Annotated in this window: 14 protein-coding genes; 7 read left to right on the top strand and 7 right to left on the bottom strand. The window is 60.0% G+C overall.

Translation table 11 applies throughout. The features are described from left to right. Positions 1-231 precede the first annotated feature (231 nt). Both VLA07_RS16260 and tal read left to right on the top strand, forming a co-directional pair. The gene (locus VLA07_RS16260) at positions 232-1,182 is read left to right on the top strand and encodes a glycosyl hydrolase family 5 (protein WP_333989677.1); all 951 of its coding nucleotides are present in this window, start codon (positions 232-234) and stop codon (positions 1,180-1,182) included. 207 nt (positions 1,183-1,389) lie between these two features. Further along, positions 1,390-2,316, top strand: a complete 927-nt coding sequence (gene tal, locus VLA07_RS16265) for a transaldolase (RefSeq protein ID WP_027611470.1) — start codon at positions 1,390-1,392, stop codon at positions 2,314-2,316. 215 nt (positions 2,317-2,531) lie between these two features. On the opposite strand, the gene rssC is transcribed toward tal, so the two are convergent. Together rssC and rssB are read right to left on the bottom strand one after the other, a co-directional pair. Then, on the bottom strand, positions 2,532-3,014 hold the full coding sequence (gene rssC, locus VLA07_RS16270) for an anti-sigma factor antagonist RssC (RefSeq protein WP_003226553.1): 483 nt from the start codon (positions 3,012-3,014) through the stop codon (positions 2,532-2,534). Further along, positions 3,011-4,195 carry a two-component system response regulator RssB gene (gene rssB / locus VLA07_RS16275; protein WP_041074010.1) on the bottom strand — a complete coding sequence of 395 codons (1,185 nt, stop codon included), beginning with the start codon at positions 4,193-4,195 and terminating at the stop codon, positions 3,011-3,013. Before rssB ends, rssC begins: the two co-directional genes overlap by 4 nt. A gap of 274 nt (positions 4,196-4,469) precedes the next feature. Between rssB and VLA07_RS16280 the strand changes: the two genes are divergently transcribed. Further along, a complete protein-coding gene (locus tag VLA07_RS16280) occupies positions 4,470-4,769 on the top strand; it encodes a PilZ domain-containing protein (protein WP_096797162.1) in 300 nt (99 codons plus the stop codon). A 52-nt stretch (positions 4,770-4,821) separates the two neighbouring features. On the opposite strand, the gene VLA07_RS16285 is transcribed toward VLA07_RS16280, so the two are convergent. After that, positions 4,822-5,511 (bottom strand): MlaA family lipoprotein, encoded by a 690-nt coding sequence (locus tag VLA07_RS16285; RefSeq protein ID WP_115989289.1) that lies wholly within the window; start codon positions 5,509-5,511, stop codon positions 4,822-4,824. A gap of 197 nt (positions 5,512-5,708) precedes the next feature. Here VLA07_RS16285 and VLA07_RS16290 point away from each other — a divergent pair, with 197 nt between their 5' ends. After that, on the top strand, positions 5,709-6,329 hold the full coding sequence (locus VLA07_RS16290) for an HAD family phosphatase (protein WP_333989678.1): 621 nt from the start codon (positions 5,709-5,711) through the stop codon (positions 6,327-6,329). Between the two features lie 109 nt (positions 6,330-6,438). After that, a complete protein-coding gene (locus tag VLA07_RS16295) occupies positions 6,439-6,702 on the top strand; it encodes a DUF4404 family protein (RefSeq protein ID WP_333989679.1) in 264 nt (87 codons plus the stop codon). A 177-nt stretch (positions 6,703-6,879) separates the two neighbouring features. Here VLA07_RS16295 and queF read toward each other — a convergent pair whose 3' ends face one another. Both queF and copI read right to left on the bottom strand, forming a co-directional pair. Next, complete coding sequence (gene queF, locus VLA07_RS16300) at positions 6,880-7,710, bottom strand: NADPH-dependent 7-cyano-7-deazaguanine reductase QueF (RefSeq protein WP_333989680.1); 831 nt, start codon at positions 7,708-7,710, stop codon at positions 6,880-6,882. Between the two features lie 61 nt (positions 7,711-7,771). After that, complete coding sequence (gene copI / locus VLA07_RS16305) at positions 7,772-8,305, bottom strand: copper-resistant cuproprotein CopI (RefSeq protein ID WP_333989681.1); 534 nt, start codon at positions 8,303-8,305, stop codon at positions 7,772-7,774. 154 nt (positions 8,306-8,459) lie between these two features. Here copI and VLA07_RS16310 point away from each other — a divergent pair, with 154 nt between their 5' ends. Both VLA07_RS16310 and VLA07_RS16315 read left to right on the top strand, forming a co-directional pair. After that, positions 8,460-9,140 (top strand): heavy metal response regulator transcription factor, encoded by a 681-nt coding sequence (locus tag VLA07_RS16310; protein ID WP_027611462.1) that lies wholly within the window; start codon positions 8,460-8,462, stop codon positions 9,138-9,140. Beyond that, positions 9,140-10,489, top strand: coding sequence for a heavy metal sensor histidine kinase (locus VLA07_RS16315; protein WP_333989682.1), 1,350 nt, complete (start codon positions 9,140-9,142; stop codon positions 10,487-10,489). The genes VLA07_RS16310 and VLA07_RS16315 overlap by 1 nt, the downstream gene beginning before the upstream one ends. A 162-nt stretch (positions 10,490-10,651) precedes the next feature. Here VLA07_RS16315 and VLA07_RS16320 read toward each other — a convergent pair whose 3' ends face one another. Next, positions 10,652-11,896: a lipoprotein-releasing ABC transporter permease subunit gene (locus tag VLA07_RS16320; protein WP_096797167.1), complete on the bottom strand. Its 1,245-nt coding sequence runs from the start codon at positions 11,894-11,896 to the stop codon at positions 10,652-10,654. Between the two features lie 169 nt (positions 11,897-12,065). Beyond that, entirely contained in the window at positions 12,066-12,752 is a 687-nt protein-coding gene (gene lolD, locus VLA07_RS16325) for a lipoprotein-releasing ABC transporter ATP-binding protein LolD (RefSeq protein ID WP_167734160.1), read from the bottom strand. Between the last annotated feature and the right edge of the window lie 7 nt (positions 12,753-12,759).

Consider the following 12,759-nt stretch of genomic DNA (forward strand, 5'->3'; position numbering starts at 1 on the left):
CTAGATCATTCTGCACTCAGAAATAGATTCGCCCTGTTAGTACCAGCGTATTAAGTACCACAGGGTCAAAAGCCGCCAAAACACAATTAACGGACTAAAAATAACTGTGATTTTCAGGTCTGATTTTCCTGACAAAAAATAACATTGGCGCACTTAGTGCCATTGTCAGTTTCGAAACAGTTATCTCGAGATATCTTTTCGCCGTTGTCACTTCTCACCCGGAGAACCGACATGAAATCAGTCCATCTCAAACCCCTGAGCGCCCTGACCCTGTTACTGCTGGCGGCAACCGGCCAGAGCCAGGCCAATGAACTGTTCCCGGCATTGCCCGCCAATAAAACCATCGGGGTTCAGGTCAAAGTCCAAACCTTTTCCGCTGCGGACGCCGAGCGCGTCAAAGCCACCGGCTTCAGTTTCGTGCGTTTTGGCGTATGGACTGACAGCCTGCCCAGCGCGGCCTACCAGAAGCAGATCAGCGATGCCTTCGCCGTGGCCCGCGCGGCCGGACTGCCGGTGCTGATGACCCTGCGCGCGACCAAGCCGTTACCGGCCAATGATCTGGCGAACGCGGGGGTCGCGTATGCCAACGCGCTGACCAGCCTGGCAGCGACCTATGGCTCACAACTGGTGGCGATCGAGCTATGGAATGAGCCGGACCTCGGCACCTACTGGCCGACCGGCAATTTCGACACGACCTTCGTGCCGTTCATGAGCGCAGCGTGCAAGACCCTGCAAGACAAACCCCAGACTGTCCCGGTGATCGGTTTTGGCTTCGCCCGGCCGCCCACCGCCGGCTCGGCGTCCACCGTGGCACTCAACCGAATCGTCAGCGAATACCCCAAATGCCTCAACGCGGTCTCCTACCATCCCTACGGCATGAGCGGCACGCAGATCAGCAACGCCCAGGCGTTTATCCAGCAGAACTTCCATCTGCCGGGGGTGATCAGCGAATGGGGCATCTCGGCGCTCGCCTCCAACGGCGGGATTGAGGGTCAGGCCAGCAAAATCAGCGCATTCGTCGCCGATATCAAAACCCGCAACATTGCCCTGACCTCGATTTACGAGTGGAAAAACAGCGACACCGGCAGCAATGACCGCGAGAAGAATTTCGGCCTGTTGACGTCCGATGGCCAGCCGAAACCGGCAGAAACTGCGGTCAAAACCCAGCTGAGCCAGCAATAACCTCCATCAATGTGCTCAAGGGGCGCTGGCCGTCAGTTGCTTTGAACCTGCGGCCGATTTTGGCATCGTATTCATCGATACCGCGCCCCACCGTTCAAACAGCCGTTCTCAGGTTGTTGCCCCCGGGGAACCCGTTGCGCCTTGATGCCCTTGAGTGGCTGTCAACGCTCGGGTAATGTCGTCAAACCCACAGGACAGAGCACACCCATGACTTCCAAGCTGGAACAACTCAAACAGATGACCACCGTAGTTGCCGACACCGGCGACTTCGAAGCGATCGCCCGGGTCAAGCCGGTCGACGCCACCACCAACCCTTCCCTGCTGCTCAAGGCAGCCGCCATCCCCGCCTACGCCGAGCTGCTGAACGCCTGCGTCAGCGACTGCAAGGGCGACGTGGGTCTGGCCAGCGACCGTTTCGGCGTCGCCGTGGGCCAGGAAATCCTCAAAGTGATTCCGGGCCGCATTTCCACCGAAGTGGATGCGCGCCTGTCGTTCGACCAGGACGCCGTGCTCAAGCGTGCGCATCGCCTGATCGAGCTGTACGACAAGGCCGGCATTGGCCGTGACCGCGTGCTGATCAAGATCGCTTCGACCTGGGAAGGCATCCGCGCTGCGGAGATCCTCGAGAAGGAAGGCATCCAGACCAACCTGACCCTGCTGTTTTCCTTCGCTCAGGCCGCCGCTTGCGCTGACGCCGGGGTGTTCCTGATCTCGCCGTTCGTGGGCCGCATCTACGACTGGTACAAAAAGGCCAACGGCAACGACTACACCGGCGCCGATGATCCGGGCGTGCAGTCGGTCACCCGCATCTACAACTACTACAAGGCCAATGACTACAAGACTGTGGTCATGGGCGCCAGCTTCCGCAACCTGAGCCAGATCGAGCAACTGGCCGGCTGCGATCGCCTGACCATCAGCCCGGACCTGATCGACAAGCTCGCGGCAGACACCGGCAAACTGGAGCGCAAACTCGCCCCGGGCCACGCCGGCGAAGCGCGCCTGAGCCTCAACGAAGCGCAATTCCGCTGGCTGTCCAACGAAGATGCGATGGCTACCGAGAAACTGGCTGAGGGCATCCGTCAGTTTGCCCGTGACCAGGAGAAGCTCGAGGCGCTGCTGCAGGCCAAGCTGTGATCTGAGTCGCTGAAACGCAAAAAGGGCGAACCCAAACGGGTTCGCCCTTTTTTTGTGCCTGCTGGATTATTAGTGTTTTGACGAGAGCTATCGCGAGCAGGCTCACTCCTACAGTGGATCTGTGGATTACTCAAGATTATGCGTCGAATGAGAAACCCTGTAGGAGTGAGCCTGCTCGCGATAGGGCCAGCAGACCCTACCCACATTTCAGGCCATCAATGCCTTTCGAGGGCATTCACCAGATCATGAAAGGCTTCACGATTGGAGTCGTTCAGGCCCATGAGGATCTTGTGCGCTTCGAGCACCTTGATCCGCACCACTTCTTCGGACTGGTCCTGATCCGGCAGGTCATCCAGGCACTCGGGGCACGGCACCGGGTGGTTGACGATGTTGAACACCTGCTCGAAGCCCATCGACTGCAGCAGACGGGTGATGTCTTCGTGGGTGGTGACGACGGTCGGCAGCAGGCCGACCTTTTGCCGCGACAGGATCGACAGTTTGGCCAGCAGGCCGAGGGTGGTGCTGTCGATGCTGCGGGTTTCGGTCAAATCGATCACGATCGCGTTGAAATTCAACGCGGTGAAGATTTTCTCAATAGTCGCATCCAACGCCGAACACAGGGTCAGGCGAACTTCACCGACGAACTTCAGGACGAAGGTGCCGTCCTGCTCGGCGAACTGGATTCTACCGGTACTCATTGAAGGTTCCTGCTCAACACCAACAGGGCGATATCATCCGGCATCTCCCCTAGCGTGGCCAATCCAAACACTTGCCGCAGACCATCCAGGCTGCCGCCCGCCGACTTCACCCGTTGGGGCAAAGCGGCTTCTTTTTCCTTGAGCGTCGGTTCTGGCAACAGATCCAGAATGCCGTCGGACATCAGCGTCAGGCTGAACGTCGGAGGCAGCTCAAGCACGTGATCTTCGTAGGTGGCCTCATTGAACAGGCCCACCGGCAAACCGCGGCCTTCGAGGTAACGAACACTGTCAGGCGTGTACAACACAGGCAACGGCAGATGGCCGCCGATGCTATAGGTCAACAAACCGGTCTCCTCGTCGATGACTCCACCGACCATTGTGACGTGTTTGCCCAGCTTACAACTGATCAGCCCCCGGTTGATATGACCAAGGACTTCCGAAGGCTTGAATTCCGGCAACGTGCCGTTGCGCTTGGACTCGAACAGCAGGCGCGTGGTCATGAACTTCAGCAGCACCGTGACGAACGCTGAAGAGGCGCCATGCCCCGATACGTCGGCCAGGTAGAACGCCACCCGACGCTCGTCGACACGGAAGTAGTCGACAAAATCACCCGACAGGTACAGCGACGGGATGATCTGGTGGGCAAACTGGAACTCGTCGATGCGCCACGGGCTTTCCGGCAGCATGTTCATCTGCACCTGACGACCGGCGTTCTGGTCCTCCTGGAGCAGGTTCAGGCTGGCTTCGAGCTCGCGGTTGGCCTTCTCCAGCTTCTCGCGGTAGCGCTGGTTCTCCAGCAGCAGGCGCGCACGATCCAGCGCGCGACGCACCGAATGCTCGAGCACGGCCAGGTCTTCGAGAGGCTTGATCAGGTAGTCCGCCGCACCCAGGCGCAGCGCCTCGACCGCGTCGTTCATCACGCCGGCACCCGAAACGACGATCATCGGCGTTTGCGGTGAGCGCTCGGTGACCTGACGGATGAGTTCGAGACCACCCATCTGCGGCATGCGCAGATCGCAGATGACCAAGTCGGGCTTGTCTTGCTCGAATACCTGAAGACCCTGCTGGCCGTTGCTGGCCTGCAGGACGCTGAAACCACTGTCTTCCAAATAGGCCGCGAGGCTCGCGCGCACTACTTCGTCATCATCGATTATCAGCAGCGTGGCACTGGTTTTTGGCATGTGGGCAAACGGCGCCAGAATTAGGTTGGCGTAGCAGGCGGGGCATCGGCCCGGCTCAGACTACTGGATTCGCTTTCTAGCCTCTCTGCTGCACCGCTTTCGAGCATTGACCCGGAACGCGATTGCACCAGAGGTGCCCTTCTAAGGCGCAGACGGTACTCCCATCCGCGGGGCGTTTCAAGCATGCGCCGATGGTCGCTTGACGACTTTACTTGTCAAATCACCGAGAGTTATAAGAACAGCTCAAACCGTAACCCAATGGAAGGTCGAAGCCATGAGTCAAACCGGTCGGGACTACAGCGAAAAGCGCGATTTCATCCGCATGCGGGTCGATGCCGATGTGGTGTTGATCCATGAAGGCGATGAGATCGCCGGCGTGTGCATCGACCTCTCGAGCAGCGGCATGCAGGTCGAAGCGCCGCGCCAGTTCGCGGTTGGTGACCGTTTGAGCGTGCGCATCGATTCCGAACATGCCGCATTGAGTGGGCTGGAGGCGGAGACCGAAGTGGTCTGGGTCAAGGCCCAGGACGGCGATGGACAGAAGCTCGGCCTGACCATTCTGCAGATGAAATAAGCGCACACAAAAAAGGCGGCCTCATGGGCCGCCTTCTTGTCATCGGTCGAGATTAAAAATCGTCTTCGACCTGACCATCCTTGACCTTGAACTCGCGGTTCTGCAGATAGGCGTTGCGGATGAAGGTGTACTTGTCGCCGCTGATCAGCTTCTCGCTCGACAGCAGGCTGGCGCGGGTGTCGACGATGTTCAGGCCGAACACCGAGTTACGGACAGGCACGTCGTTGATGTAACGGTACGGACCGGTGTAGCTGTCGACGTACTTGGACGGTGCATCACGCAGGGTGCTCGGGCCGAGCAACGGCAGCATCACGTAAGGGCCGCTGCTGACGCCCCAGTAACCGAGGGTCTGACCGAAGTCTTCGTCACTGCGATTCAGGCCCATTTTGGTACCGACATCGAAGAAGCCCAGCAGGCCGAAGGTGGTGTTGAAGATGATACGCGCGGTATCGACACCGGCTGCTGCCGGCTTGGCCTGCAGAATGTTGTTCGCCAGGTTGGTGACGTCACCGACGTTGCGGAACATGTTGTGGATGCCGTCTTCGAGGAACTGCGGCGTCACGAACTCATAGCCCTGCGCCAGCGGCTTGAGCGCGTAGGTGTCAACGAAGTCGTTGAACTGGAAGATCGGGCGGTTGACGCTTTCCCAAGGGTCTTCTTCCGTTGCAGCGTTGGCGGCGAACGGAACCAGCAGGACGCTGGCACATACACATAGCTGAGCGAGAGGATTGCTCCAGCGCATAGAAAAACTCCTTGGATTTTTACTGGCGCGGGCACCCGGGCCCAGGCGTTAAGAGCGCTAGTATAAGCGCAAAAGCCGTTTTGGGCAGTCTGCCCGTGAAGAGTAATGCAGGACGTTTCCAGGGAGCGCCTTCACACACCTGTCATCCAACTGTCACCGATGTCCCCTAGCCTCATGCCTATTTCAGGGACGTTGCCATGACCCACGCTGAAGTCTTGCCTGTCGCCGCGCCCGGCCTGACCGCCGTGCTGTTCGGACTCAGTGGCTGTCTGGTGGATTTCGGCGCCCGTGCCCATCAACACGCCAGCGTACTGCCCGAGCACGCCCACGCCACACCCGGCGCTCTCGACAGCCTGCTCAGCCTGCAGCGCCAGCAGATTCCCTGTGCGTGGATCGACGAGCTGCCCCCTGCCCTCGCGCAACCCTTGGCGGCCTCTCTGCCGGCGTGGATCAAACCGACGCAATATTCAGCAACAATCAATCCATGGCCCGCGCCGAACGCCTGCTGGCAGGCGCTGATGGGTTTGAACGTCAGCTGCCTGGATGGCTGCGTGCTGGTGAGCGGCGAGCCGCGCCTGCTGCAATCGGGCCTCAACGCCGGGTTGTGGACCATTGGCCTGGCGTCCTGCGGCTCGCTGTGCGGCCTGTCGCCGAGCGAGTGGCAAGCCTTGAGCCAGCAGGAACGCGAGCAGCGTCGCGGCAAGGCGACCCTGCAGTTGTTCAATCTGGGCGTGCATTCGGTGATCGATCATCTGGGCGAACTCGACACCTGCCTGGCCGACATCAACCTGCGCCGCCTCAAGGGCGAAAAGCCCTGACCGGAATCATGCAGGTTGCAGCAGAGTGGATTAATCTAAAGGTCAGCCATAGACCTTTGGCGCGCGGCTGCGGTCAATGCCAGTGCCTCTTGATAAAAGGAACCCCACCATGCCCGCCCAAGAACTGCAAAAACAACTCGACACCCTGCGCGAGCAACTGGAGCAGAATCCGCCGCTGTCCGAAGCCGAACGTGAAGATCTGCATACGCTGATGGCGCAGATCGAAACTGAAATCAAACTGGAGAGCGCCACTCAGGATGCCAGCATCGCCGATGGCGTGAACCTGGCGGTGGACCGCTTCGAACTCGAACACCCGGCCATTGCCGGCACCCTGCGCAATATCGTCAATGCGCTGGGTAGCATGGGGATCTGATTTTCCTCCCCTGAAATGCAAAAAGCCCTGCCAGCGCTGGCAGGGCTTTTTCATAGGCGCAATTTGAAACGCGATCCCTTGTAGGAGTGAGCCTGCTCGCGATAACGGTGTATCAGTCGACGTCAATGTTGAATGTCAGTCCGCTATCGCGAGCAGGCTCACTCCTACAGGGGTTATTTATTGGCGCACAAGGCGGTGGTTCGGCAGTTGCGCAGTCTCGGTGCTGCGATACGGGTTGATATCCAGCCCGCCCCGGCGCACATACCGTGCAAACACCGTGAGTTTCTCCGGCTTCAGCAAACGCTGCAGGTCGAGAAAGATCCGCTCCACGCATTGTTCGTGGAAGTCCGAGTGCTGGCGGAAGCTGACGATGTATTCCAGCAGACTCGCGTGATCCAGCGCCGCGCCACGATATTCCACCACCACGCTGCCCCAGTCCGGCTGACTGGTCACCGGGCAGTTGGATTTGAGCAGATGGCTATGCACGCTCTCTTCGACAATCTTCGAATCATCGCAACGCAGCAGTTCCGGACGCGGATGTTCATAGTTGCTGACGCTGATGTCCAGATCGTCGATGCACACGCCGGGCAACGCCACGACGCCTTCGGCTTCGACATCTTTCAGGCTGCGCACGCGTACGCCGACCGGTTTGCCGGCAGCGGCCGACAAGTCCTTGACCAGTGTTGCTTCCAGGCTGGCGATGTCGGTAAACGACGTCTGATTCAGCGAGTTCAGGTACAACTTGAACGACTTGGATTCGATGATGTTCGGCGAATCCGCCGGAATACTGAATTCACCGATCGCCACCACCGGCTTGCCCGACGGCAGCAGCCACGACAGTTCGAAGCAATTCCAGAAATCCACGCCTTTATACGGCAGGGTTTCGGCGGTCAGGCCCAGCTCGGCCCATTTCGCGGTGCGCGGAATCGGGAACAGCAGGGACGGCGTGTACGTGGCGATGTATTCGCTGGATTTGCCCAGCGGCGAATGTTCGGCTGCGGGATGCATGGCGGAAACCTGACTGAAGAATCAGCGGATTCTATCAGCCTTTGCGCCCGCCTTTGAGTGCTTACTGACTGACAGTCAGTTTGCCGACCATGCCCGCCTGGTAGTGACCGGGAATATTGCAGGCAAATTCCAGGCTGCTGGCCTTGCTGAAGGTCCAGGTCAGCTCGGCGGTCTTGCCCGGCTCGACCAGCACGCTATTGGGGTCGTCGTGCTTCATGCCGTGGCCCATGCTGCCGTGATCCATACCCGCCATGTCGTGGGACATTTCTTTCATGCCGGTAGGCGTGAGCATGCCGCTTTGCTGCATCTGCAACATTTCCTGCTGGTGCTGGGCATGCATCGCCGCGTCACCGAGGTTGAATTCGTGCAGCAACTGGCCTTTATTCACCAGCACAAAGCGAACCGTCTCACCGGCCTTGACCTGAATCGCCTTGGGATCGAACGACATGTCGTTCAGTACAACTTCAATGCTGCGAGTAGCCTTGGCTGCTGGTGCCGGTTGGCCGAAATCATAGCTGTGCGCGGGTGCGGCCCAGACAGGTGAACTCAGCGCCAGCACACAGGCGGCGACGGTCAGAGGGTTGCGCAAAAACATAGTCATACTCCAACAAGATAAGGTTCAGCCTGTGGGAAACTCTAGCCCGCCTGCGCTGGCAGCTACCTGACAGGCAGATTACAACTTTGTCAGGTTGGCGTGCGTCGCCTGCTCCCACGGTATAACGCTTTTGTTCCTACAACCCGAGTCGCCCATGAAACTGCTGATCGTCGAAGACCAACCGAAAACCGGCCACTACCTGCGCCAGGGCCTGACCGAGGCCGGTTTCAACACAGAACTGGTGGCCGACGGCGTCAGCGGTCAGCAACTGGCGTTGAGCGGAGATTATGCGCTGTTGATTCTCGACGTGATGCTGCCCGGGCGCAGTGGCTGGCAGATTCTGCAGGCGGTGCGTAGTGCCGGCCTCGACACGCCAGTGCTGTTTCTGACCGCCAAAGATGCAGTCGAAGATCGGGTTCACGGCCTCGAACTCGGCGCCGACGATTATCTGGTCAAACCGTTCGCCTTTTCCGAATTGCTGGCCCGGGTGCGCAGCCTGCTGCGCCGGGGCAGCGCCCTGCCCCAGGAAACCAGTCTGCAACTGGCCGACCTGCGTCTGGACCTGATTCGCCGTCGGGTCGAACGCAGTGGCCAGCGCATCGACCTCACCGCCAAGGAATTCGCCCTGCTGGAAATGCTTCTGCGCCGTCAGGGTGAAGTGCTGCCGAAATCGCTGATTGCCTCGCAAGTCTGGGACATGAACTTCGACAGCGACACCAACGTGATCGAAGTGGCGATCCGTCGCCTGCGCCTGAAGATCGACGATGACTTCCCCAACAAACTGATCCACACCGTGCGCGGCATGGGTTACGTGCTTGAAGAGCGTCCGGCCTGATGCGTCGCCTGTCGCTGACTTCTCGTCTGGCGCTGCTCTTTGCCGCCTGCACCGCCGTGGTCTCGCTATTCGCCGGGGTGCTGTTCAGCCGCGCCAGCGAGGCGCACTTCATTGAGCTCGATCAGCAATTGCTGGACGGCAAGCTGATCGGTTTGCGCCGTGCCTTGCAGGATGTGCAACCCGTTCAGCGTGAGGCGCGGCTGGCGGATGAGCTGAGCCGTCAGGCCGATCTGGCGCTGCGTATTACCGGCAGTGACGGCCAGCGCTGGTACGACAGCTCGATCAATTTACCGCAGGACTTGCCGCAACAGCCGGGCCTGTCGACCATCAGCCATGACGGCGCCGACTACCGCGTGCTCAACGCCCCGCTCTACCCTGACAAAACCGACTCGCCACAGCTCACTCTGCTGCTGGACATCACTCATCACCAGCACTTCCTGCAGCGCATGCAGCATCTGATCTGGCTGACCGTCGGCTTGTCGGCCCTGGCCACCGCGCTGCTCGGCGCGTGGGCCGCGCGCAGCGGTTTGCGTCCGTTGCGCCGTATGAGCGCAGTCGCCCGTGGGATTTCTGCACATTCGCTCAACGCCCGACTGCCGGAAGCGCAAATGCCGCCAGAACTTGCAGAAATGGCCCACAGCTTCAACGCCATGCTCGGACGCCTCGACGACTCGTTTCAACGGCTGTCGGCGTTCTCTGCCGACATCGCCCATGAACTGCGCACTCCGCTGTCGAACCTGCTGACCCACACCCAGGTCACCCTCACCCGCCCGCGACCGATCGAGGATTACCGCGAAGCCCTGCACAGCAACCTCGAAGAACTGCAATGGATGGCCCAACTGGTCAACGACATGCTTTATCTGGCCAAGGCTGACCACGGTTTGCTGATGCCCAAGCGTGAGGTGCTGGAGCTGGCGGATGAGAGCGATGTATTGCTGGAGTTTTTTGCGCCACTGGCCGAGGACGCCGGGGTGACGCTGAGCCGCGAAGGTCATGCGCGTATAGAAGGCGATCGCAGCATGCTGCGCCGGGCCTTGTCGAATCTGCTGGATAACGCGCTGCGCTTCACCCCGGCGTCAGGCAGCGTGCGCCTGTCCATCGTCGATCAACCGCACATAGCGCAGGTGTCGGTGGAGAACAGTGGCGAAGGCATTTCGGCAGAGTTGTTGCCACGGCTGTTTGACCGGTTTTATCGAGCAGATCCGGCGCGGCAGGAAGGCAGCAGTGAACATGCGGGGCTGGGGCTGGCGATTACCCAATCGATCGTCCGCGCCCATGGTGGGCAGATTCATTGCGAATCGGCTGCGGGGTGGACGCGGTTTGTGATCGAGTTGCCCAAGGGGAATTGAGGCCAGCAGGCCCGGCCCCTTCGCGAGCAAGCCCGCTCCCACATTGGATCTGCGTTAACCCTGAATTTGTATCACTGTGGGGGTAGCTAGCCACACAGGGGATCTGTGTCATACACAAATCCCCTGTGGGAGCGGGCTTGCTCGCGAAGACGGTATTGGCGCTTACGAATATCTCAGCGCATGCGCCGGCTCGATCTTCGCCGCCCGCAACGCCGGGTACACCGTCGCCAGGAAGCTCAGAACAAACCCCGCCGAGCAGATCAACAGCACATCCCCGCCCTGCAATTCCGAAGGCAGGTTGCTGACGAAGTACACGTCGGAACTGAAGATATGCTGCCCGGTAACGCGCTCGACCCAGCCGACCATCTCGCTGACATTCAGTGCCGCGATCACGCCGAGCACGCCACCAATCAGTGTGCCGACAATGCCGATCACCGTGCCCTGCACCATGAAGATCGCCATGATCTGCCGGGGCGTGGCGCCGATGGTGCGCAGGATCGCGATGTCCGCGCCCTTGTCGTTAACCACCATGATCAGCGTGGCGATGATGTTGAACGCCGCCACCGCAACGATCATCAGCAACAGCAGGCCAATCATGGTTTTTTCCATTTTCATCGCGCTGAACAGGCTGCCCTGGGTGTGAGTCCAGTCGTCAGCCTTGAACTCGGCACCGAGGCCTGCGGCGATGTCCGAGGAGACTTTCGGCGCGGCGTACAGATCCTTCACCGCCAGGCGCACGCTCTGCACTTGATTCGGCTGCCAGTGCTGCATGGTCGCGGCATCGGCCACGTGGATCAGCCCCATCGAGCCGTCCAGTTCAGCGCCGACCTTGAACACACCGACCACGTTCAGGCGCTGCATGCGCGGGGTAATGCCCCCCGGTGCGGTGCTGACCTCCGGGACGATCAAGGTGATCTTGTCGCCGACATTGAGGCGGAAGCGGCGCGCGGTGATTTCACCGATCACCACGCCGAACTCGCCCGGCTTCAGGTCATCCAGACGCCCCTGCACAATGTGCTGGGCCACGATCGACACCTTGCCTTCCTGGGCCGGATCGACGCCGCTGATCTGGATCGGCTGCATCAAACCCTTGTAGGACAGCATGCCTTCCATCTCGGTGAACGGCACGGCGGCGGTCACTTCCGGATTTTTCAGCGCGGCGGCGGCGACCGGCTGCCAGTCATCGATCGGCTTGACGCCAACGATGGTCGCGTGCGGCACCATGCCAAGGATGCGCGAGCTCATTTCGCGCTGGAAGCCGTTCATCACCGACAGCACCACGATCATCGCCAGCACGCCGAGGGCGAGCCCGATCATCGAAGTCATCGAGATGAACGAAACAAAGCGATTGCGGCGCTTGGCGCGGGTATAGCGCGTGCCGATAAAGATCGATAACGGTCTGAACATTCGCTGGGGCACCGTATAAAAAATCAAGCTTAAAAAAGCGGCCAATCGCTTGAGAGCGTAGCGAGCGAAGGAAAGACAAGGCAAAAACAGGCGAGGAAGCGGAGTCTACTGGCTGTAAATGAGCATTCCGAGCCTGTTTTTAACGCAGTATTTCCGAGCGCAGTAGCTCTCAAGCGATTGGAGTCAGGCAGCCTTCCTGCAATTGAAGGACGCGGTCCATCTGGCGGGCCAGGTTCATGTCGTGAGTCACCACCAGGAACGCCGTGCGCATTGAAGTGCTGAGTTCCAGCATCAAGTCCTGGATGCCTTCGGCGGTGTGCGAATCAAGGTTGCCGGTTGGCTCGTCGAGCATCACCAGGCCTGGATTGTTCACCAGCGCCCGGGCGATAGCCACACGCTGGCGCTCGCCACCGGACAGCTCGGCCGGTTTGTGCTCCAGACGATGGCCCAGCCCCACGCGCTCCAGCAACGCGGTAGCACGCTGACGTGCTTGCGGGATCGCGGTCTTGCCGATCAGCAGCGGCATGCAGACGTTTTCCAGCGCGGTGAATTCCGGCAGCAAGTGGTGGAACTGGTACACGAACCCCAAGGCACGGTTACGCAGCAGGCCACGCTTCTTCTCGCTCAGCGCCGACAGTTCTTCGCCGTCGAGCCAGACGCTGCCTTCAGTCGGCGTGTCGAGACCGCCCAGCAGGTTGAGCAAGGTACTTTTGCCGGAACCGGACTTGCCGACGATCGCCACACGCTCGCCCGGGTGCAACTCCAGTTGCAGACCGGCCAACACTTGCACCGACTCCGGGCCTTCCTCGTAGGATTTGCCCAGGTTTCGGCAGCTCAAGATTGCTTTATCACTCATGCCCGAC

This window comes from Pseudomonas sp. S3(2024), from assembly GCF_036861315.1.
GTDB lineage: Bacteria > Pseudomonadota > Gammaproteobacteria > Pseudomonadales > Pseudomonadaceae > Aquipseudomonas > Aquipseudomonas putida_A.